The sequence below is a fragment of the Pantoea phosphatilytica genome (genome assembly GCF_051025615.1).
In the GTDB taxonomy this organism is placed as follows: Bacteria; Pseudomonadota; Gammaproteobacteria; order Enterobacterales; family Enterobacteriaceae; genus Pantoea.
Genome location: NZ_JBPFDF010000005.1, coordinates 68,389 through 90,810, shown reverse-complemented (window position 1 = coordinate 90,810; position 22,422 = coordinate 68,389). Strand labels below are relative to the sequence as shown.

General features: G+C 59.5%; 13 protein-coding genes. 9 read left to right on the top strand and 4 right to left on the bottom strand.

The window, feature by feature from the left end:
• Positions 1–20 precede the first annotated feature (20 nt).
• The 5 genes from bcsB to ACR6AS_RS17225 all read left to right on the top strand — a co-directional run bounded on the left by bcsB (position 21) and on the right by ACR6AS_RS17225 (position 11,148).
• Positions 21–2,312 carry a cellulose biosynthesis cyclic di-GMP-binding regulatory protein BcsB gene (bcsB, locus tag ACR6AS_RS17245; RefSeq protein ID WP_111139441.1) on the top strand — a complete coding sequence of 764 codons (2,292 nt, stop codon included), beginning with the start codon at positions 21–23 and terminating at the stop codon, positions 2,310–2,312.
• Positions 2,305–5,772, top strand: a complete 3,468-nt coding sequence (gene bcsC, locus ACR6AS_RS17240) for a cellulose synthase complex outer membrane protein BcsC (RefSeq protein WP_434163243.1) — start codon at positions 2,305–2,307, stop codon at positions 5,770–5,772. Before bcsB ends, bcsC begins: the two co-directional genes overlap by 8 nt.
• 115 nt (positions 5,773–5,887) lie before the next feature.
• On the top strand, positions 5,888–7,894 hold the full coding sequence (hmsP, locus tag ACR6AS_RS17235) for a biofilm formation regulator HmsP (protein ID WP_111139443.1): 2,007 nt from the start codon (positions 5,888–5,890) through the stop codon (positions 7,892–7,894).
• A gap of 225 nt (positions 7,895–8,119) precedes the next feature.
• A complete protein-coding gene (locus ACR6AS_RS17230) occupies positions 8,120–9,409 on the top strand; it encodes a dicarboxylate/amino acid:cation symporter (RefSeq protein WP_128086317.1) in 1,290 nt (429 codons plus the stop codon).
• Positions 9,410–9,654: 245 nt separating this feature from the next.
• Positions 9,655–11,148: a M16 family metallopeptidase gene (locus tag ACR6AS_RS17225; protein ID WP_111139445.1), complete on the top strand. Its 1,494-nt coding sequence runs from the start codon at positions 9,655–9,657 to the stop codon at positions 11,146–11,148.
• A 2-nt stretch (positions 11,149–11,150) separates the two neighbouring features.
• On the opposite strand, the gene ACR6AS_RS17220 is transcribed toward ACR6AS_RS17225, so the two are convergent.
• Complete coding sequence (locus tag ACR6AS_RS17220; RefSeq protein ID WP_111139446.1) at positions 11,151–12,023, bottom strand: alpha/beta hydrolase; 873 nt, start codon at positions 12,021–12,023, stop codon at positions 11,151–11,153.
• 488 nt (positions 12,024–12,511) lie between these two features.
• Between ACR6AS_RS17220 and msbA the strand changes: the two genes are divergently transcribed.
• Positions 12,512–14,272, top strand: coding sequence for a lipid A ABC transporter ATP-binding protein/permease MsbA (gene msbA / locus ACR6AS_RS17215; RefSeq protein ID WP_434163349.1), 1,761 nt, complete (start codon positions 12,512–12,514; stop codon positions 14,270–14,272).
• 123 nt (positions 14,273–14,395) lie between these two features.
• On the opposite strand, the gene kdgK is transcribed toward msbA, so the two are convergent.
• Positions 14,396–15,328: a 2-dehydro-3-deoxygluconokinase gene (gene kdgK, locus ACR6AS_RS17210; RefSeq protein ID WP_434163241.1), complete on the bottom strand. Its 933-nt coding sequence runs from the start codon at positions 15,326–15,328 to the stop codon at positions 14,396–14,398.
• A 280-nt stretch (positions 15,329–15,608) separates the two neighbouring features.
• Here kdgK and pdeH point away from each other — a divergent pair, with 280 nt between their 5' ends.
• Entirely contained in the window at positions 15,609–16,382 is a 774-nt protein-coding gene (pdeH, locus tag ACR6AS_RS17205; protein ID WP_111139449.1) for a cyclic-guanylate-specific phosphodiesterase, read from the top strand.
• Between the two features lie 63 nt (positions 16,383–16,445).
• Entirely contained in the window at positions 16,446–18,506 is a 2,061-nt protein-coding gene (locus ACR6AS_RS17200; RefSeq protein ID WP_434163239.1) for an AsmA family protein, read from the top strand.
• Here ACR6AS_RS17200 and ppiC read toward each other — a convergent pair whose 3' ends face one another.
• Positions 18,507–18,788 carry a peptidylprolyl isomerase PpiC gene (gene ppiC / locus ACR6AS_RS17195; protein ID WP_111139451.1) on the bottom strand — a complete coding sequence of 94 codons (282 nt, stop codon included), beginning with the start codon at positions 18,786–18,788 and terminating at the stop codon, positions 18,507–18,509.
• Between the two features lie 75 nt (positions 18,789–18,863).
• Between ppiC and rep the strand changes: the two genes are divergently transcribed.
• Complete coding sequence (rep, locus tag ACR6AS_RS17190; RefSeq protein ID WP_111139452.1) at positions 18,864–20,885, top strand: DNA helicase Rep; 2,022 nt, start codon at positions 18,864–18,866, stop codon at positions 20,883–20,885.
• 47 nt (positions 20,886–20,932) lie between these two features.
• Here rep and ppx read toward each other — a convergent pair whose 3' ends face one another.
• A complete protein-coding gene (ppx, locus tag ACR6AS_RS17185) occupies positions 20,933–22,417 on the bottom strand; it encodes an exopolyphosphatase (RefSeq protein WP_418799332.1) in 1,485 nt (494 codons plus the stop codon).
• Between the last annotated feature and the right edge of the window lie 5 nt (positions 22,418–22,422).

Genomic DNA, 22,422 nt, shown 5'->3' with positions numbered 1-22,422 from the left:
TTCTGCATTGAGTTGATGATATGACGACAACGAAAGTAAACAGGTGGGTCGCTGCGCTGCTGCTGGGCTCCGCAACACTAAGCTGCGCACTGGCGCAGGAGACGGCGCCGGTCACTGCCGCTGCGGAACCCGCGCAGCAAACGATGCCGCCGGAGGCGGGTGCGCCGCTGCGCAGCAGTCAGCTGAATTTTGTGACGCTGGCGCCGCCGCCAGGCAGCATGACGCTGAGCGGGACGCGCAGCACTGGCCAGATCGAATTCGGGGTGCGCAGTGATGAGGTGGTGACGCGTGCGCTGCTCAACCTCAGCTTCCGCCCGTCGCCCGCGCTGCTGCCCACGCTGTCGCAGCTGAAAGTCTACCTCAATGATGAGCTGGTGAGCCTGATTACCCTGACGCCGGAGCAGATGGGCAAAGAGAATCAGATGCAGCTGGCGATCGATCCCCGGTTTATCAGCGACTTTAACCGCCTGCGCTTTGAGCTGGTGGGGCACTACGCAAACATCTGCGAAAATCCGGCTAACAGCACCATCTGGCTCGATATCGGCAAAGAGAGCGGGCTGGATCTGACGCTGCAGAAGCTGCCGCTGAAAAACGATCTCTCCCACTTCCCCGAGCCTTTCTTTGACGCGCGTGATAAGCGGCCATTGATGCTGCCGATGGTGTTTGCCGCCGAACCGGACATTAAGCAGCAGCGTGCCGCCGCCATCCTTGCCTCCTGGTTCGGCAGCAAGGCCGCCTGGCGTGGACAGCGTTTTCCGGTGCTCTACGATCAGTTGCCTCAGCAGCAACATGCGGTGGTCTTTGCCACCAACGATGCCCGCCCGACGTTCCTGAAAGATCTGCCTCCGGTGATGAAACCGACCGTAGAGATAATCAGTCAGCCTGACAATCCCTATGAGAAGATGCTGCTGATCCTGGGACGCAATGACGATGACCTGCTGACGGCGGTGCAGGGGATTGCACAGGGTGAGTTGCTGTTGCGCGGTGATACCTCCACCATCGATCAGGTTACGCAACTGGCCCCGCGTCAGCCCTACGATGCGCCCAACTGGGTGCGCACCGATCGCCGCACTACCTTTGCCGAGCTGTCGCAGTATGAGAACCAGCTGCAGTCTGACGGTCTGCAGCCCAATCCGATCAGCCTGACGCTGAATCTGCCGCCCGATCTCTTCCTGGTGCGGGCGCGCGGAATTGATATGGATCTGAGCTATCGCTACACCTCGCCGCCCCAGCAGGATGGTTCGCGGCTGGCCGTGAACCTGAATAACCAGTTTATTCAGGACTACCCGCTGATGCCTAAAAATACTGCCGGGCAGCAGCTGCTGCATATTCCGCTGATTCAGGGCATGCTGGATAAGAATCGTGAACTGCGCATCCCCGCGTTACGTCTGGGTGTGGTCAATCAGCTGCGCTTCGATTTTGACTATGCCAACACCTTTGTCGGCGGCACGGCTGACGGCCGCTGTGAAACCGTCACACCGGTCGGCCATCATGTGGTGCTGGATGAGAGTTCCAGCATCGACTTCTCCGGCTATCGCCACTACATCGAAATGCCGTCGCTGCAGACCTGGGCCAATGCCGGTTTCCCCTTCAGCCGCCTGGCCGATCTCTCTCAGACGCTGGTGCTGGTTCAGCCCGATCCGGATGCACAGCAGGTCAGCACGCTGCTGAACGCGCTGGGTAATATCGGCGCGCAGACCGGCTATCCGGCGCTGCGCGTGCAGCTCACCGATGACTGGAGCAGCGCGAAAAAACAGGATGCGGATCTGCTGATGATCGGCGGCATCCCTGCCGATCTTCAGGATGACCAGCGGATCAGCGCGCTGGTGAAGGCTACCGCCAGCTGGCTGAAAAAACCGGTGCGCCAGACCGCTCAGCAGACGCAGCCGCTCAGCGCGGCGGAACGAACGGCAGAAAGCCGTACCGCGATAGGTTCCCGAGGGCCGCTGGCGACCGTAATCGGTTTCCAGTCTCCTTTCTACGATCAGCGCAGTGTGGTGGCGCTGCTGGCCGATGGCAGTCCGCGAAGCTGGCAGCTGCTGGATGAAGCTCTGGAAGACAGCGGCAAGCGCAGCGCGATCTCCGGCTCCACCGCAATTATCCGCGAATCGGGCGTCAACAGCCTTCGCGTGGGAGAGACCTACTTTGTGGGCCATCTGCCGTGGTGGGAACGGCTCTGGGCCACGCTTGCGAACCATCCGTTCTGGCTGGCGCTGTGCGCCGTGCTGGTTGTGGTGCTGTTCGCCCTGCTGGTCTGGCGTCTGATGCGTCTTGTCGCGCACCGCCGCCTGCTTGACGATGAAGATGAATAAGGCGCCTCTGCTGCGGGCAGGTGTCCTGATCGGCGTGCTGGGTGCGCTGTCGGGACAGGCTGCGCCGGTCGCCGGGCCGCAGGTTTCACCGGTCGACTGGCTGCTGACCCAGGTACGTATTGGTGAATCAACCAATAAATATGAGCTGGTGCAGCAGTCGCTCTACCGTCTGGAGAAGATAGACCCGGATAACCCTCAGGTGCTGGCGGCGCGTCTGCGGCTGGCGCTGCATCAGGGCGATCTCACGGCGGCGCAGACGCTGCTGGATCAGCTCAACCGGCAGGCGCCCGGCTCGGCGGCAGCGCGTGAGTCGGCAGCAGGACTGCGCATGATGTCTCCTGACGGACGGCAGCAGTTGCAGCAGGCACGACTGCTGGCCACCTCGGGCCGTCTGGCGGAGGCGAAAGATGCCTATGATGCGCTGTTCAGCGGGGTATTCCCCGACCCGAACATCGCGCTGGAGTACTGGCGGCTGCTGGCGCGACTGCCCGGACAGCAGGATCGGGCCTGGCAGCAGCTGCAGCAGCTGGAGCAGCGTTATCCCGGCAATGTCGGGGTCGGATTGCAGATTGCCCGCATGGCATTTGATCGCCAGCAGCCGGAGCTGGCTACCGCGCAGCTGAAGCGGCTGGCGGAGAGCAGCGGCGGCCGCGATGCCGCGGCTGACCTCTGGCTGCAGCACATCAACGATCAGACGATCAGTGACAGCAGCGTGGCGCAGCTGAAAGCGTATCTGGCGGTGTTCACCGATGGCGATGCGCATCAGCAGGGCATGGAGGCGCTGAGCAGGCAGCAGAAGACCCTGGCCGATCCCGCCTACCGTGAACGGATGCGGGCGCTGGCGCTGGTGGAAGCAGGCAACGTGAATCAGGCGATGAGCACCCTGAATCGCGCGCTGAAGGCAAATCCTGATGATGCCGAACTGATGGGCGCGATGGGGCAGACGCAGGCCCGCGCGGGCCATCGCGCTGTCGCCATTCTGTGGCTGGAGCGTGCCATTAAAGCGGGTCAGCAGAGTACGCTGGTCGGCAAATGGCAGTCGCTGCTGCAGACCAACCGCTACTGGCTGGCGATAGAGCAGGGCGATAAGGCGCTGGCGCAGCACGATATTAAGAGTGCCGAGCAGCACTATCGCACGGCTCAGACGTTCGACAGCAGCGACAGCTATGCCCTGATTGGGCTGGGTGATGTGGCGATGGCGCGCAACAACAGCGCCGGTGCTGAGCAGCTCTGGCAGCGTGCGCGCCAGCTGGACGGCTCGAACATTACCGCGGTACGTCGGCTGGCGGCACTCTATCAGGCCGTTTCACCCGCCCGCGAAATGGCGTTTATCAATTCACTACCGGCCGCGCAGCAGCGGGCTCTGGCCGACACGCTGCGCGCACTGCGCAGCGACAGCCTGCGCGCGGAGGCCGACACCCTGGCGCAGCAGGCCCGCTGGCCGCAGGCGGCGAAAAAATATCGCGAGGCGCTGGCGCTGGCACCGGATGATGTCTGGCTCAGCTATCGGCTGGCTGGCGCGCTGCGCAATCGCGGTGACGTGCAGCAGGCAAATGCGGTCATGCGCGCCGTGGCACAGCAGCATCCGCAGGACCCCACTGCGCTTTACGCCACCGCACTCTGGTTCTCAGGCAACGACGATGAGCGCACGGCACTGGCTACGCTCCAGCGCCTGCCCGGGTCGCAGTGGAGCGGTGATATGCGCCAGCTCGCTGAACGCCTGAAGCAGAACCAGATCTTTGCCCAGGCCGACAGGCTGCGGGCCGCAGGCAATGAACAGGCGGCCATCGCGCTGCTTGAACAGCAGCCGGTTTCCGGCCGACGCGATCTGACGCTGGCCGACTGGGCGCTGGCGCGCGGTGACGCACAACAGGCGCTGACGGGCTATCAGCAGGTGCTGTCGCGCCAGCCGGAGGATGGTGATGCGGCGCTGGGACGCATCGAGGCGCTGGTTGCCCTGCAGCGCAACGCTGAGGCACGCCAGGCGCTGGCGCAGCTGCGGCCGACAGCGCCGGGGCTGAATGTGGCGCGCCGCGTTGCGCTGGCGTGGCAGGCAGTGGGCGAGACCGCGCGGGCCGCTGAGCTGTTCGCCGGGCTGAAACAGCGTGCCGCGTCGCTGCCACCTTCCCAGGCTAAGGCGCTGCTGTTCCGGGATGCGGCCCGGCTGGAACGCGCTCTGCAGCAGCCCGAACAGGCGCTGGCAGATTATCGTGAGGCGATGACGGCCAGCGGTATTAATAGTGGGGGCAACCTCAGTCGCGCCACGCGCAACGATCCCCGGGATACGTGGCTGGAGCGCGGCCTTCGCAGCGACACCGCCGATCTCTATCGTCAGCAGCAGACCACGCTGACGCTGCAGCAGGACTACTCACGCAACAGCGGCACCGGCGGCATCTCAGATTTCACGGCACACACCACGATGCTGCAGGCAGAGCGCCCGCTGGCCGACGGGCGCGGCTTTCTGCGCGTGGATCGGGTGGACCTCTCTGCCGGCACTTTTGCCACCCGCAACGGCAGCATCGATGAACGCTTTGGCAGCTGCGACGACGCCAGTTCGGGTGGATGTCGTGGTCCGACGCACCAGCGCGACAGCGGCACGGCGCTGGGCGCAGGCTGGCACAATGGTGTCTGGTCGGCCGACCTGGGCACCACGCCGCTGGGTTTTGAGGTCACGAACTGGACCGGCGGCCTGAGCTGGAAAACGGATATCCGCGATCTCGGTGTGACGCTGACTGCCTCACGCCGGCCCATCACCAGCTCACTGCTGGCCTATGCCGGCACGCGCGATCTGGCCGCCAGCGGCGGCAAACGCTGGGGCGGCGTGGTGGCCACCGGCGGCAGTATCGGACTGAGTTACGATCAGGGCGGCGCGCACGGCGTCTGGGGTGACATCAGCGCGCATCAGATCAGCGGCAAAAACGTCGCCGATAACAGCCGCGAGCGCCTGATGGGGGGCTACTACTACAAACTGATCAACAGCGATAACCGCCGCGCCACCGTCGGACTGAACACGATGCTCTGGCACTATCAGAAGGATCTCAGCGACTACACGTTCGGTCAGGGCGGCTACTACAGCCCGCAGCAGTATCTCTCGTTTTCTGTGCCGGTGACCTGGCGGCAGCGAACGGAGAACTGGTCGTTTGATCTTGGCGGCTCACTCTCCTGGTCGCATTCCGCCACCCATGCGCAGCAGCGTTATCCGGTCAATCCGGGCTTCGCTCTGGCCAGCAATCCCTCGTCCGCCAGCAGCACCGGCGGCGGTGTGGGCTACACGCTGCAGGCGGTCGTGGAGCGGCGGCTGACGTCAGACTGGTTTATCGGCGCGGGTGTCGACATCCAGCAGGCGAAGGATTACACGCCGAGCCACGGCCTGATCTATGTGCGCTACGCGGCTGGAGGCTGGGAAGGGGATCTTGATATGCCGCCGCAGCCCCTGATCCCTTACGCGGATTTTAAATAATCCCGGCCGGGAAAAAGCCGGACTTTTCAGACGGTAAAAAAGTCAGTTTATGGGATATACTGACCCGCATTCACCTGTCTGCTATCTGGGCTTTTTCATCCTCGGGAGAGAATTTTTGCGCGTAAGCCGGTCACTTACGATAAAGCAGATGGCGACAGTTTCGCTGGTTGCGGTTATTGCCATCAGTATTTTTATCGTCATCCAACTGTTTCATTTTGTGCAGCAGCGCAGGATTGACTACGCCCAGCAGATGGAGAACATCGCCCATACTGTTCGTCAGCCGCTGTCGGAAGCGGTGCTGCGCGCGGATATCCCGCAGGCCGAACGCATTCTTCACTCCCTGAAACCGGCCGGGATTTTATCGCGTGCCGATGTGGTGCTGCCGAATGCGTTTCAGGCGCTGCACGCCGACTTCGAGACGGAAAAACCGGTGCCGCGGCTGGTGGCCCGGCTGTTTGAACTGCCGGTGCAGATCACCCTGCCGCTCTACTCGGTAGAGAATACCGGCATGCCGAAACCGCTGGCTTACCTGGTGCTGCAGGCGAACTCCACGCGCGTCTACCAGTTTATCCTCAGTACGCTCTCGACCATGATTATCACCTATCTGCTGCTGGCGCTGATCCTGTCGGTGTCGATCAGCTGGTGTATCAATCGCCTGGTGGTGCATCCGCTGCGTAATCTCGCGCGCGAGCTGCAGGAGCTGCCCCCGCAGTCGATTCTGACGCATAAACTCGCCCTGCCGCCGAGCCACCGCGATGACGAAATCGGCATGCTGATCCGCAGTTACAACCGCAATCAGCAGGTGCTGGAGTCGATACACGATGAGATGAGCCGGCTGACCACCCATTTTGCCGTCACCGATCTGCCCAACCGCACGCTGTTTCTGGCGCTGGTCGAGCAGTTTATGTGCAATCCTGAACGGTCGCTGGGCCTGATGGTGATCCGCATCGAAACCCTGCAGGAAGCCAACGGCGTCCTGAGCGACGAGCAGCGCGATACCCTGATGCTGACGCTGGTGGAGAAGATCCGCCATACGCTGGATGACCATACCCTGCTGGCGCAGACCGGCGTCAGCGATTTTGTCCTGTTGATGAAGCGCGCCAGTAATCCGTTCCGTGCGCTGCGTCTGGCCCGCAATCTGATGATCCGCCTGAATCAGCCGGTCAATCTGCATCAGCTGCAGCTGCGTCCCAACGTCAGCATCGGCCTGGCGCTGCGCGACGATCAGCCGCTGAGCGCGAATGAGCTGCTCGATCGCGCCACCTCGGCGATGATGTCGGCCCGCCATCAGGGCAAAAATCAGATCCTGTTCTTCGACGCTGCGCTGACCGAACGCGCGCAGAAGCGCCTGACCCAGGAGCATGACATTCTGCAGGGGCTGCACGATGAGCAGTTCGCCCTCTATCTGCAGCCTCAGGTTGATATGCGTACCGGCACCTTAACCGGCGCGGAGGCGCTGCTGCGGATGCGCCAGCCGGATGGCAGCTACGGCCTGAGCGAAGAGTTTATCGCCAGCGCCGAAGAGATTGGGGTGATCAGCGCGATTGGCCGCTGGGTGTTTGAAGAGGCGTGCCGCATTCTGGCAGGCTGGCAGCGACAGGGCATCATGCTGCCGCTGAGCGTCAATATCTCTGCGGTGCAGCTGCGGGACACCGCTGTAGTCTCTCATCTGCAGTCGCTACTGGCGCGTCACCGTATTGCTCCCGGCACGCTGGTCCTGGAAGTGACAGAAACGGCGCAGCTGGAAGATGCGCAGCAGTCGATGTCGATGCTGCGTATGCTGCAGCAGACCGGGGTAGCGGTAGCCCTGGACGATTTCGGTATGGGCTATTCCAACCTTAACTATCTGCATCAGCTGAAAGCGTTGCCTGTTAATAAGCTGAAGATGGACCGCAGCTTCGTGGCGGCGCTGCCGGATGATGACACGATGGTCTGCATCGTAGCGGCCATTGCCGAGATTATTCATCTTGAGGTCATTGCCGAAGGCGTGGAAACCGCCGAGCAGCGTGACTGGCTGCTGGCACGCGGTATCGCCATCGGACAGGGCTATTTTTACGCGGAAGCCCTGCCGGTCAGCCGCTTTAACGCGCTCTGGATTGAAAAATCCTCACCGGCGCAATAACGGCCTGATTCATTGATTTTGCGAGAATTTTAGTTACAAAACCCCTTGCTGAAGCGTTTCAGTTCAGAAATACGACCCCAGGGTTTCCTGGGGCTTTGTCACCCTGTATTAATCACGTAAACAGAGTGTTATTTTCGGGTTACTGTCAGGCGCCACCTCTGTTGCCCGGCAGTCACAATAACAAATCCGACAACATCACCTCATGGCGTTAGTGGACACCTGTTTATGAAAACCTCACTTTTTAAAAGCCTTTATTTCCAGGTGCTGATGGCGATTGGCATCGGCGTTTTGTTAGGCCATTTTTACCCGGAGTTAGGGACCCAGATGAAGCCTCTGGGAGATGGCTTTGTTAAATTAATCAAGATGATTATCGCCCCGGTTATTTTCTGTACCGTGGTGACCGGCATCGCGGGCATGGAAAGCATGAAAGCGGTTGGCCGGACCGGCGCGGTTGCGCTGCTCTATTTTGAAATCGTCAGTACCATTGCGCTGATTATCGGCCTGATTGTGGTTAACGTGGTGCAGCCGGGTGCCGGGATGAACGTCGATCCGGCCACGCTGGATGCCAAAGCCGTGGCGGTTTACGCGCAGCAGGCCGAGCAGCAGGGCATCGTCGCTTTCCTGCTGGATGTGATCCCTAACAGCGTGATTGGTGCCTTTGCCAGCGGCAACATTCTGCAGGTATTGCTGTTCGCCATTCTGTTTGGTTTTGCCCTGCATCGTCTGGGTAACACCGGCACGCTGATTTTCAACGTGATCGAAAGCTTCTCTAAGGTGATTTTCGGCATCATCAACATGATCATGCGTCTGGCACCGATAGGGGCATTCGGTGCGATGGCCTTTACCATCGGCAAATATGGCGTGGGATCGCTGGTGCAGCTCGGTCAGCTGATTATCTGCTTCTATATCACCTGTGTGCTGTTTGTCGTGATTGTGCTGGGGCTGATTGCCCGCCTGTTCGCCGGCTTCAGCATCTTTAAGTTCATCGCCTATATCAAAGAAGAGCTGCTGATCGTGCTGGGCACCTCCTCGTCGGAGTCTGCGCTGCCGCGCATGCTGGATAAGATGGAAAGGCTGGGCTGTAAGAAGTCGGTGGTGGGGCTGGTTATTCCTACGGGTTACTCTTTTAACCTGGATGGCACCTCAATCTACCTGACCATGGCCGCAGTGTTTATCGCGCAGGCCACCAACGCGCACATGGACATCTTCCATCAGATTACGCTGCTGGTGGTGCTGCTGCTCTCCTCCAAAGGGGCAGCCGGGGTGACCGGAAGCGGCTTTATCGTGCTGGCGGCGACGCTCTCGGCGGTAGGCCATCTGCCGGTGGCGGGTCTGGCGCTGATCCTGGGGATTGACCGCTTTATGTCGGAAGCGCGTGCCCTGACGAACTTGATCGGTAACGGTGTGGCGACAGTGGTAGTGGCGAAGTGGGTCGATCAGCTGGACCACAAACAGCTCGACGACACCCTGGCAGGGCGGAATAAGGAGAATAAAGCGTCTGAATCTTCAATTTAATCATTGAATTTCATTTAAATCTCCACAAATGCCCGCTGTCGCTTGCCCTGACAGCGGGCATTTGCATAATGAACCCCACTTGTTTTTTTGACGTTTTTCACTTCGCTGCGCGACATCCTGAATTTCCTGTGGTCAAACACATTGTTATTGGATAACAGCGCGATTCGGCGCCCGCCGATTCGTTAATAACAGCGGCACTACGCGCCAGTGATAACAATATTTGAATTATTTGAGTAGGGGTTCACATGCAGGGCACCAGAATTCGGCTTTTGGTTGGTGGATTAATGCTGGCTGCGACCAGCTATGGTCTCCAGGCAGAAACGCTGCAACCGGATCCGGCCTGGCAGGAAGGCAAGCTGGATAATGGATTTAACTGGCAGTTACTGGCCACACCGCAACGCCCCAGCGATCGCATCGAACTGCGGCTGGTGGTGAACACCGGGTCGCTGGTGGAAAGTGCGCAACAGACCGGCTTCAGCCATCTGCTGCCGCGTCTGGCGATGGTGCACAACACCGCGCTCGATACGCAGCAGCAGCGCGCGCTATGGCAACAGGCGATGGATCCTCAGCATCCGCTGCCACCCGCGATCGCCTCCTATGATTACACGCAATATAACCTGAGCCTGCCCAACAACCGTCCCGAACTGCTGAAAGAGGCCCTCAACTGGCTGGCGGCCACGGCGGGCAATATGGCTATCACTGATGCCGTCGTTAACACCGCGCTCAGCGCCTCCGATCCGGTCGTCACCTGGCCGAAAGATCCGCAGGATGTCTGGTGGCGTTATCGCCTGAAAGGCTCTGCGCTGCTGGCCCACGATCCCGCCGCACAACCGCGTGCGCCGGTGGATTTAACGCAGCTCAACGAATTTTATCATCAGTGGTACACCCCGGATGCGATGACGCTCTATGTGGTTGGCAATGTTGACAGCCGTAGCCTCTCTGAGCAGATCAATAAAACCTTCTCGCCATTAACCGGCAAACGTGAAACGCCTGCGCCTCTGCCCACCCTGTCGCCGCTGCCGCACGAGCCAGTGAATCTGGTCAGCGGCAACATGACGCAGGATCGCCTCTCGCTGGTATGGGATACGCCGTGGCAGCCGATCCGCGACTCCCAGAATCTGCAGCGTTACTGGCAGGGCGATCTGGCCCGTGAAGCCCTGTTCTGGCACGTCCAGCGTGCTCTCAGTGACAGCAAGGCCCAGGGCATTCAGGTAGGCTTCGACTGTCGCGTGCTGTATCAGCGTGCGCAGTGCTCTATCAACATGGATGGTCGCAACGAGAGTCTGGCGCAGAATATGAGTCTGGTGGCGCGTGAGCTGGCAAACGTGCGCGATAAGGGCTTACCGCAGGAGGAGTTTGATGCGCTGATGGCGCAGAAGCTGCTGGAGCTGAACAAGCTGTTTACCACCTACGCCCGCACCGACACCGATGTGCTGATGAGCCAGCGCCTGCGTTCCCAGCAGAACGCCGTGGTCGATATCGCCCCTGAGCAGTATCAGAAGCTGCGTCAGACGTTCCTGGCCGGCCTGACCCGCGAGCAGTTAAACCAGGAGCTGCGCCAGCAGCTGACGCAGGAACTGATGATGGTGCTGATCCAGCCGGAAGGCGAAGCGGAAACTAACGTGAAGAGCCTGCAGAACAGCTGGGATAAAGTGATGGCGCCGTCAGCAGCACCGGCGACCGGCAATGAAGCCAGTTCGCCGGATAGTAACGTCAAAGACGTTCCGCCTGCCGCGTAACGTCAGGTCTTAGCCCTGAGCCACTCGGTCACTAACATTGGCCAGCTGGCGAGGGGCAAATCGGCCACGCCACGGATTCCGAAGCCGTGTCCGCCTTTCTGATAAAAATGCACCTCTGCCGGCACCTTGTGTTCACGCAGTGCGCCAAAAAACGCCATGCTGTGGTTCACCGACACGGCTTCATCGTCGGCAGCGTGAATAAGCAGCGTCGGCGGCACCAGTGGATGAACGCGGGTTTCCAGTGAGTAGGCTTCAATCGTCTTCTGATCGGGCCACGCACCCAGCAGACGGGTTCGCGCACCTTCATGCGCGATGCCGTCACGCATACTGATCACCGGATAGACCAGGATCATGGCATCCGGGCGCGGCGAGAAGTTTTCTGCCCCATCCTGTACCGGATAGAGTTTCTCCGCAAAGCGCGTACCCAGACTGGCGGCTACATGCCCGCCCGCTGAAAAGCCCATCATAACGATATATTTGCCATTAAGACCGCGCTGCGCCCGTTCACGCAGGACGCGCACGGCGCGCTGTGCATCCGCCAGCGGCGCATCCGGGCCTTCATGATGACCATCGTAGGGCAGGCGATAGGTCATGACCGCCAGGGTGTAACCCATCGAAGTAAAGAAGGTTGCCAGGGCGCTGCCTTCACGATCGATCATTACCCGCTGATAGCCCCCGCCCGGTGCGACCAGCAGGGTGATACCATTGGATTCGACCGGATGCCAGAGTGCGATCTCGGGGCAGCGCACGCCAGTGGCCGCGCGATCGTAAGGTTCATACTCTTTTGCCATATCGACAATCTGCGGCTGTGCGCGTGAATCGCTGGCGCCAGGTGCATCACCGTGTGGCCAGATATTAATGATTTCTGTGTGCATAAATAGATCCTGATGCGGAGAGTCTTTTAATTGTTGTTCGCGGCCGGAGAGAAAAGCGTCCTGCTGTCTTTTGATTAAAAGATGGTCTTTTTTCAGGCAGTCGTCCATCCGAAAAGGGCGAAACGGACCAGATTCGGACTATGCCTGGTGGCGGATTTATTCGGTTAACTTATTAATATTAATGGATAAATTATAAGAGGGGTTTAAGCAGTTGTGCGCACAGAAGCCGATTTAAATCACAATTTTTCTGCCTAATCTAAATGGCTGGCAGAGGTTGCTTTATTAGCCGAAATTAACCAGATATCACACTGCCAGCGATGAAGGCGAGGTTATGATTCCGGCAGCAGCGTCATCTGGATCACGCTGCAGAGGCTAACGTACCAGTCTCATTTGGGACTGATTGGCCTCATTTACCCCCCGTGCAGTTTCCTGTTGGTTGATACGGTTTAACATAAGATCGTCCGTTCATTCACAACGGTAAGATACATATCATGTCTGATAGCGATCTCTCTACCCGACAAACCTTTTGTCGCCTGTGGCCGACGATTTCTCCTTTCAAAGCCGGACTGCTGGTCGCGGGTGTTGCCCTGATTATCAACGCCGCCATCGATCCGTTTATGCTGACTTTACTGAAGACGCTGCTGGACGACGTGATTGGCAAAAATAACCACACCGTTCTGCTCTGGATGCCGCTGGTGATTATCGGGCTTATCCTGATCCGCGGTGTCAGCGGTTATATCTCCAGTTACTGTATTGCCTGGGTGTCGGGCAAAGTGGTGATGACGCTGCGTCGCCGCCTCTTCAGCCATATGATGGGAATGCCGGTCTCCTTTTTTGATCAGCAGTCGACCGGTACGCTGCTTTCCCGCATCAGCTACGATTGCGAACAGGTTGCCTCTTCATCGTCCAGCTCGCTGGTGACGGTGGTGCGTGAAGGCGCTTCAATCATCGGCCTGTTTGTGATGATGTTCTACTATAGCTGGCAGCTTTCACTGATCCTGCTGGTGCTGGCACCTGTCGTGTCGCTGGCGATCCGCATCGTCTCCAGGCGTTTTCGTCGCATCAGCAAAAACATGCAGAACACGATGGGGCAGGTGACCACCCATGCCGAGCAGATGCTGAAAGGGCATAAAGAGGTGCTGATGTTTGGCGGTCAGCAGGCTGAAACCGCCCGCTTCGAACAGGTCAGCAACACCATGCGTCGTCAGGGAATGAAGATGGTGTCAGCGACTTCGCTCTCCGATCCCATTATTCAGCTGCTCGCCTCGTCGGCGCTCGCCTTTGTGCTCTATGCAGCCAGTTTTCCGTCGGTGATGGCCACGCTGACGGCGGGCACCATCAGCGCAGTCTTTTCCGCCATGCTGATGCTGATGCGGCCGTTAAAGTCGCTGACCAACGTTAACGCTCAGTTTCAGCGTGGCATGGCCGCCTGTCAGACCCTGTTCACCATTCTGGATACTGAACAGGAGAAAGATGAGGGCCGCCGGGTCGTTAAACGCACCAGCGGCTCGATTGAATTCAGGGATGTCACCTTTACCTACCCAGGCGCGGAAAGAGCGGCGCTGCGGCATATTAATCTGACGCTGCCTGCCGGTAAAACCGTGGCGCTGGTGGGGCGATCCGGTTCGGGTAAATCCACGCTTGCCAGCCTGCTGACGCGGTTTTACGACATCGACAGCGGCGCGATTCTACTGGATGGCCACGATCTGCGTGAGTACACTCTGGCTTCGCTGCGTGAGCAGGTGGCGCTGGTCTCTCAGCATGTTCACCTGTTTAATGACACCGTCGCCAACAATATCGCCTACGCCCGCACGGACGTCTTCAGCCGTGAGGCGATTGAGAAAGCGGCGCAGATGGCACATGCTCTTGAGTTCATCAATAAAATGGAGAACGGACTGGATACCGTGATCGGGGAAAATGGTGTCCTGCTGTCGGGTGGGCAGCGTCAGCGTATTGCCATTGCCCGTGCGCTGCTGCGCGACAGTCCGATTCTGATCCTCGATGAGGCGACCTCCGCTCTGGATACCGAATCTGAACGCGCGATCCAGTCAGCACTGGAGACGCTGCAGCAGAACCGGACCACGCTGATTATCGCTCACCGGCTTTCCACCATCGAAAAGGCCGACGAGATCCTGCTGGTTGAAGAGGGCGAGATCGTTGAGCGTGGCTCGCATCAGCAGCTACTGCAGAAGAACGGCGCGTATGCGCGGCTCTATCAGATGCAGTTCAGTCAGCCGCGCTGTGCGTAAAACCTCTCTGTGCCTTAACCGATTCTGACAGCCCGTCAGTCAGCCCGAAAATGCGCCCGGAGGCGCATCTTTCTGGCATAGCGGCTGTCCCAGCCTCGTGCAACAACGCTGGCTGCCCGCCTGTCAGTCAGGCATCGCCTCCGCCGGGATAATCGCCCCGCGATGCTGGATCACGGTGCTGGCAAGCTGGTGTCCGCGCTGCGCGGCGGCGTCTGCGGCGGCACCGGTCAGACGGCGCGCCAGATAACCGGCGCTGAACGAATCACCGGCTGCGGTGGTGTCGATTACCTTCTCCTTCGCCAGGCGGAGCGCAGGAACTTCGATCAGCGGCGCATCATCAAGCGCCACCAGGCAGGCGTCTGCGCCCCGCTTAATCACGATCTCGCGGACACCCGCCTGGCGCGTCCGGGCGATAACCTCATCCAGCGGCTGTTCGCCCCACAGCAGATGTTCATCATCCAGCGTCAGGAAGGCGATATCGGTGTGACTGAGCATTGCGCGATAGGCGGCCTGTGCGCTAAGCCGATCGGTCCAGAGCCGCGGGCGGTAGTTGTTATCGAAAATCACCTGACCGCCGTTTGCCCGGCAGCGCGCCAGCAGCGCCATCAGCCGGTCACGACTCGCTGACGGTAGAATCGCCAGGCTGATGCCGCTGAGATAGAGGTAATCGTAGTGGGTAAGCTGTTCGGCGATCGCCGCCGACTGCGGGCTGTCGAGCCAGTAACGCGCTGCCGCATCGCTGCGCCAGTACCAAAATGTGCGTTCACCGTCGGCATCCGTTTCAATGACATAGAGTCCCGGCATTTTGTTGCTGAGACGCTGGATCAGGTCGGTGTTGATCTGCTCCTGCTGCCAGGCGGCGATCATCTGGTCGCTGAACGAATCGGTTCCCAGTGCGGTAACATAATCGACCCGCAGCTGCTGCGTATCAACCTGGCGGGCGAGGTAGACGGCGGTGTTAAGCGTATCGCCGCCGAAACCGCGTTTAATGTTCTCACCCTTTTCAGACAACTCAATCATGCATTCGCCGATGATGGCGATTTTCTTTTGCGTCATGGCTCGGAACCCCCAGTGAAATATCACGCTAGTCTCGCGTCTGGTATGGCAGACGTCAACGTTTTTAAAACAGCGTTTTAATTTAGCTTAAGGTGCTGAATAGTGCCGATCTGGCAGATAAGCGCGGCTAATTCCGGCCTGTTTTGCCGATTATCTTAACGAAATGGCTGATAAACTCCCGGCTTAATGTGGCCGGGCTGTTCATCGCATTATCACAGGCAACCCCGATAATCGCGGCAGCGTCACCCGTTTTGGGGACCAGTTACCCACCAGGAAAAAAATGGTAATGGAGAGTATTCTTCAGAGGCTGCCGTCTTCAACTGACCTCAATCACTGCCCCGGAAGCCCGCTCTTCTGGCAACAATGTCAGCGGCACTATCGCTTTCAGCCTATCTACCGGGTAAGCGGCCGGTTGCTCGCCATTGAGCTGCTGACCGCCGTGGCTCATCCCGCCGCGCCGGACCAGCCGCTCTCTCCCGAAGCCTGGTTTGCCGGGCTCGATGTCGCGCAGCGCCTGAACGTGGTGCATGAGCAGCTGGATCTGCTCACGCAGTGGTCATCCTTTTTTGAGCGCCATGCGGTGATGGCTTCGGTCAACATCGACGGGCCTTCTCTGCTCGCCATTCAGCACCGACCCGCGATTCGCCGCCTGATCGCCCGCCTGCCCTGGCTCCGTTTTGAGCTGACCGAGCATCAGGCGCTGCCGCAGCCGGAGAAAGTCGCAAAGATAACGGAACTGGGCCCTCTGTGGCTGGATGATTTTGGCTCGGGGATGGCCAATTTTTCGGCGCTGACGGAGCTGCAGTATGATTACATTAAGTTATCGCGCGACCTGTTTATGCTGCTGGACAGCAGTGATGAAGGGCGGGGCATGTATCCGATGCTGCTGGCGCTGATCAATCGCTACTGCAATGGCGTCATCGTGGAGGGTGTCGAAACTGAAGCGCAGTGGCAGCAGGTTAAAGCCTCGTCAGCGATTGCGGCGCAGGGCTACTACTTTTCGCGGCCGGTTCCGTTTCCCGAACTGAATCACCTTACTCTCCAGCTTCCCTGATGCCGTTAGCCGTGGTCTCGACTATCTTTAACCCAGACCGTGAATGTGCAAGGAGAAAGCGTAATGTCGCGTACCGGGAAAATAGTCAGCTGGGTTGTGGGAATTCTGGTGCTGTTGATTGTGGTGATCATCGTCATCATCGCCACCTTTGACTGGAATCGCCTGAAACCCACCATCAACCAGAAAGTCTCGACCGAGTTAAACCGGCCCTTTGCGATTCGGGGGGATCTGGGTGTCGACTGGGTGCGTCATCGTGACGAGTCAGGCTGGCGGCGTTGGGTGCCGTGGCCGCAGCTGCATGCGGAAGATATCATGCTGGGCAATCCGCCCGGCATTCCTGACGTGACCATGGTGCATCTGCAGCGGGCCGATGCGACGCTCTCCCCGCTCTCGCTGCTGCATAAAGAGCTGTTTATCCCCTGGATTAAACTGCAGCGGCCTGATGCCCGGCTGATCCAGACGGCCGATAAGAAGAACAACTGGACGTTCGACCTCGCCAGCAGTGACAGCGATGAGAAGGCGAAAACGCCCTCCGCCTGGTCATTCCGCCTGGATAACATTCTGTTTGACCAGGGGCAGATTCGCTATCGCGATGCAGTTAACCGCGCGGACGTCACCGTTCAGATCAATCCGCTGGGTAAACCGGTGCCTTACGCGCAGATCGCCGGCGGCGACGACCAGCAGAAGGGCGCGGGCGACTTCGTCTTTGGCTGGAAGGCCAGTGGCAGCTACAACAACGAGAAGCTCAGTGGCGAAGGGAAGACCGGCGGCATGCTGTCGCTGCGCAGCCAGAACACCCCGTTCCCGATTCAGGCCGATGTCCGCAATGGCACCACCCGCGTTCAGGTGACCGGTGGCCTGCAGGATCCGATGAACCTCGGCGGCCTGAACGTGCGGCTGCGTTTCTCTGGCGATACGCTGGCGAACCTGTACGGTCTGACCGGCGTGCTGTTGCCGGACACCCCGCCGTATGAAACCGATGGTCATCTGATCGCAAAATTCAACGGCAAAAAGGGCGCGGTCTACCGTTATGAAAAATTCAACGGCCACATTGGTGACAGCGATATTCACGGTTCGCTGGTCTACAGTCAGGTCAAACCCCGCCCGACCCTCAGTGGCGAGCTGACCTCTGAGCAGCTGCGGATAGCCGATCTGGGGCCGTTGATTGGTGTGGACTCTGGCAAAGGCAGCGAGAAAACGGCGCAGGCGAAGGCCCGGCGCGGTGAGAAATCGAATCAGCCTGCCGACCGCGTACTGCCGCACGATAAGTTTGAGACCAAAAGCTGGGACGTGATGGATGCCGACGTGAAGTTCAGCGGCAAACGTATCGAACACAGCAATTCGCTGCCGTTAAGCGATCTTTATACCCATCTGCAGATGAAAAACGGTGACCTGCTGCTGGATCCGCTGCGCTTTGGTGTAGCAGGCGGCAACCTGAACAGCACTATCCGTCTTGAGGGCAGTCGCTCACCGATGCGCGGGCGCGTGGATCTGCATGCGCGTAAGCTGCGCCTGCGTCAGATGTTCCCGGATGTGCAGGCGATGCAGAACAGCCTCGGCCAGCTCAACGGCGATGCCAGCTTTACCGGCACAGGGAACTCGGTAGCCGACCTGCTGGCGACCAGCAACGGCCAGCTTAAGCTGCTGATGAACGATGGCCTGATCAGCCGCAGCCTGATGGAGATCGCTGGCCTGAACGTCGGTAACTATCTGGTGGGCAAACTGTTTGGCGATGATCAGGTGCGGATCAACTGCGCCGCCACGGATATCCGGCTGCAGAACGGTCTGGCGACGCCCAGCCTGTTTGTGTTCGATACCGAGAACGCGATCATCAACGTGTCAGGCAACGCGAACTTTGCCAGTGAGCGGCTGGATCTCTCGGTCAATCCCGAGAGTAAAGGCATCCGTATCGTGACGCTGCGTTCGCCGCTCTATGTGCGCGGCACGTTTAAAAATCCTGACGCGGGCGTTAAAACGGGGCCGCTGCTGGCGCGCGGTGCCGCAGCCGTGGCGCTGGGCGCGGTAGTCGGCCCGGCCGCCGCGCTGCTGGCACTGATCTCCCCCAGCGACAATGAAGATAACCAGTGCAGCACCGTACTGCAGCAGATGAAGCAGAAGAAGTGATCAGTTGCGGTAGAGCACTTTGATAATGTGGTAACCAAAGCTGGTTTTTACCGGCCCGTAAGGCGTCAGCAGCGGGCAGGTAAAGACCGCTTTATCAAAGGCCGGTACCATCTGTCCCTGACGGAACTCCCCCAGATCCCCCCCCTTCCGGCCGGAAGGGCAGGTTGAGTGTTTCTTTGCCAGCTGCTGGAAATTGCCGCCTTTCGCCAGTTTCGCCAGAATCTCTTTTGCCAGCGCTTCCTCTTTGACCAGGATGTGTAAAGCCGCCGCGGTTTTCGCCATGTTGGTATCTCGGTTGTGTATAATTGCCGCCCAGTATAAACCCCTTTCTTTTGATTCAATCAGGCGATTTCTTCTATGCGTTTAAACCCCAGCCAACAACGTGCCGTCGAATTTGTTACCGGTCCCTGTCTGGTGCTGGCGGGCGCGGGATCGGGTAAAACCCGCGTGATTACCAATAAAATTGCCCATCTGATTCGTGAGTGCGGCTATCAGGCGCGCCATATCGCGGCGGTGACCTTTACCAACAAGGCGTCGCGCGAAATGAAAGAGCGTGTGGCGCAGACCCTGGGCCGCAAAGAGGCGCGCGGCCTGCTGATCTCGACGTTCCATACGCTGGGTCTTGAGATCATCAAGCGCGAAACGGCGGCGCTGGGCATGAAGTCCAACTTCTCGCTGTTCGACGATCAGGATCAGCTCGCGCTGCTGAAAGAGCTGACGAAAGAGTGGCTGGAAGAGGATAAGACGCTGTTGCAGCAGCTGATCTCTGCCATCTCAAACTGGAAGAACGATCTGGTCGATCCGCCAACCGCCACCGCGCAGGCGCGATCGCAGCAGGATCATATCTTTGCCCACTGTTACGCCCTCTACAGCCAGCATCTCAAATCGTGCAACGTGCTGGACTTTGACGACCTGATTCTGCTGCCAACGCTGCTGCTGCAGCGTAATCCGGAGGTGCGTGAACGCTGGCAGCAGCGTATCCGTTACCTGCTGGTGGATGAGTATCAGGATACCAACACCAGCCAGTATGAGCTGGTAAAGCTGCTGGTCGGCGCGCGGGCCCGCTTCACGGTGGTGGGCGACGATGACCAGTCGATCTACTCCTGGCGCGGCGCACGGCCGCAGAATCTGGTGCTGCTGAGTCAGGATTTCCCGGCGCTGGAGGTGGTGAAGCTGGAGCAGAACTACCGCTCATCGCAGCGCATTCTGAAAGCGGCAAACATCCTGATCGCCAATAATCCGCACGTCTTTGAAAAGCGTCTCTTTTCGGAGCTGGGGCAGGGCAGCGAACTCAAGGTGCTGACCGCCAACAGCGAGGAGCACGAAGCCGAACGGGTGACCGGCGAACTGATCGCGCACCACTTTATCAACCGGACGCAGTATAAAGATTACGCGATCCTTTACCGGGGCAATCATCAGTCGCGAACCTTTGAAAAGTTCCTGATGCAGAACCGCATCCCCTATCGCATCTCGGGCGGTACCTCGTTCTTCTCACGACCGGAGATCAAAGATCTGCTCGCCTATCTGCGCGTGCTGACCAATCCCGAGGATGACAGCGCGTTTCTGCGCATCGTGAACACGCCGCGCCGCGAGATTGGCCCGGCCACGCTGCAGAAGCTCGGTGAGTGGGCCAGCCTGCGCAGTAAAAGCCTGTTTAACGCCAGCTTTGATGTCGGGCTGGGGCAGACGCTTACCGGGCGCGGTCTGGAGCACCTGCAGCGGTTTACCCACTGGCTGAATGAGATTATCCAGCTGGCCGAACGTGAACCGGTCAACGCCGTCCGCGATCTGATCCGCGGCATCGACTATGAGAGCTGGCTGTTCGAAACCTCTGGCAGCCCGAAAGCCGCCGAGATGCGGATGAAGAACGTCAATACGCTGTTTCAGTGGATGACCGAAATGCTTGAAGGCAGCGATATCGACGAGCCGATGACCCTGGCGCAGGTTGTCACCCGCTTTACCCTGCGCGACATGATGGAGCGCGGCGAAAGCGATGAGGAGCTGGATCAGGTGCAGCTGATGACGCTGCACGCCTCAAAAGGGCTGGAGTTCCCCTATGTCTTCCTCGTCGGGATGGAAGAGGGACTGCTGCCGCATCAGAGCAGCATCGATGAGCACAATATCGAAGAGGAGCGCCGTCTGGCTTACGTCGGTATCACCCGGGCGCAGAAAGAGCTGACCTTTACCCTGTGCCGCGAACGCCGGCAGTATGGCGAGCTGGTCCGGCCTGAACCGAGTCGTTTTCTGCTGGAGCTGCCGCAGGACGATCTGCAGTGGGAGACCGAGCGCAAGGTGGTCAGTGCCGAGGAGCGGATGAAAACCGGTCAGAGCCGGGTTGCCGGGCTGAGAGCGATGCTGGATAAGGCGAAGAAGGGTTAAGACAGGAAAACGGAGAGGCGATGGACATTCGCCTCTCCGGGCCGGGCTTACGACAGCGTTAACAGCCAGTGGACGTAAGACTGATAATGGCTTTCCTGCTCAAGCAGTTCACTGCGCAGCGGATGCGCCTCCAGCCAGCCCGCGGGCAGGGTCAGATGCAGGGCATCATCGTCCGCCTGAAGCCGGACCGCAGGCAGGGTGTCATCGCGACGACGGGTGGAGAAGATGATCGCCAGCCGCAGCAGACGGCACATCCGTTCCGCCAGGCGCGGCGGCAGGGCATTCTGCTGGGTCAGCAGCGCCAGATCGATGCTGCCGCTCTGATTCTGCAGTAAACAGGCCAGCAGCTTCTTCTGCGCCGGGGTGAAGCCGGGCAGGTCGAGATGACGCACCAGGTAGGCCGCATGCTGTGGTGCATGGCGGAAATCGACGCTCAGGCCGATTTCGTGGATCGTGCAGGCGCTGATCAGCAGCTCACGACAGCGTTGATCCAGCTTCCACGGCGTGGAAACCTGGCGGAAAAAGCTCTCTGCCAGCTGACGCACGCGATCGGCCTGTTCAACATCAATGCTGAAACGGCGCTGGACGTTGTGCAGGGTGCGGGTGCGAATATCGCGATCGATGGGCAGATGCAGCATGCCGTAGACCAGCCCTTCGCGCAGGGCGCCGCCCGCCAGCGTCATGCTGTCGATACTCAGCTCCTGGAAGATGGCGATCAGAATCGACAGACCGCTGGGGAACACCAGTGCCCGCTCCAGCGTCAGCCCTTCGATTTCCAGCTCTTCCAGTTTGCCGCACTGAATGGCGCGCTGTTTCAGCTGCTGAAGTTTATTCAGCGTGATGCGCTCATCCATGCCCTGAGCGACCATGATCTCCTGCAGCGCCTGAACCGTGCCGGAGGCACCGACGCACGCCTGCCAGCCCTGCTCACGCAATTGGGCGGCAATGGGCTGGATCATCGCCCGTGCGGCGCGCTCTGCCTGATCAAAGTTCTCTTTTGCCAGATGGCGGTCGCTGAAGAAGCGTTCCAGCCAGGTGACGCAGCCCATCGGCAGACTGAACAGCACCGAAGCATGGGAGCCGTCGCCGGTCGCCAGCTCGGTGCTGCCGCCGCCGATGTCGACCACTAAACGCTGATCGGAACCGCCAGTGGTGTGGGCCACACCCTGATAAATCAGGCGCGCCTCTTCCTCACCGCTGATGACGTTGATGGGGCAGCCGAGGATCTGCTGAGCCGTGTCGAGGAACGTCTGCGCGTTGGCCGCCAGACGCAGCGTGGCGGTCGCCACCACGCGAATCTGATCGAGGGGAATATCCTGCAGTTGTTCAGAGAAGAGTCTCAGGCACTGCCAGCCGCGCGACATCGCCTCGGCTGACAACAGGTTATTTTTATCCAGTCCGGCGGCAAGGCGAACCTTGCGCTTAATTTTCGCAACGGTCTGGATACTGCCAGAGACCTCGCGCACCACCAACATATGAAAGCTGTTAGATCCTAAATCAATCGCTGCATAGAGTGACGACGCGCTTAGCATGATGG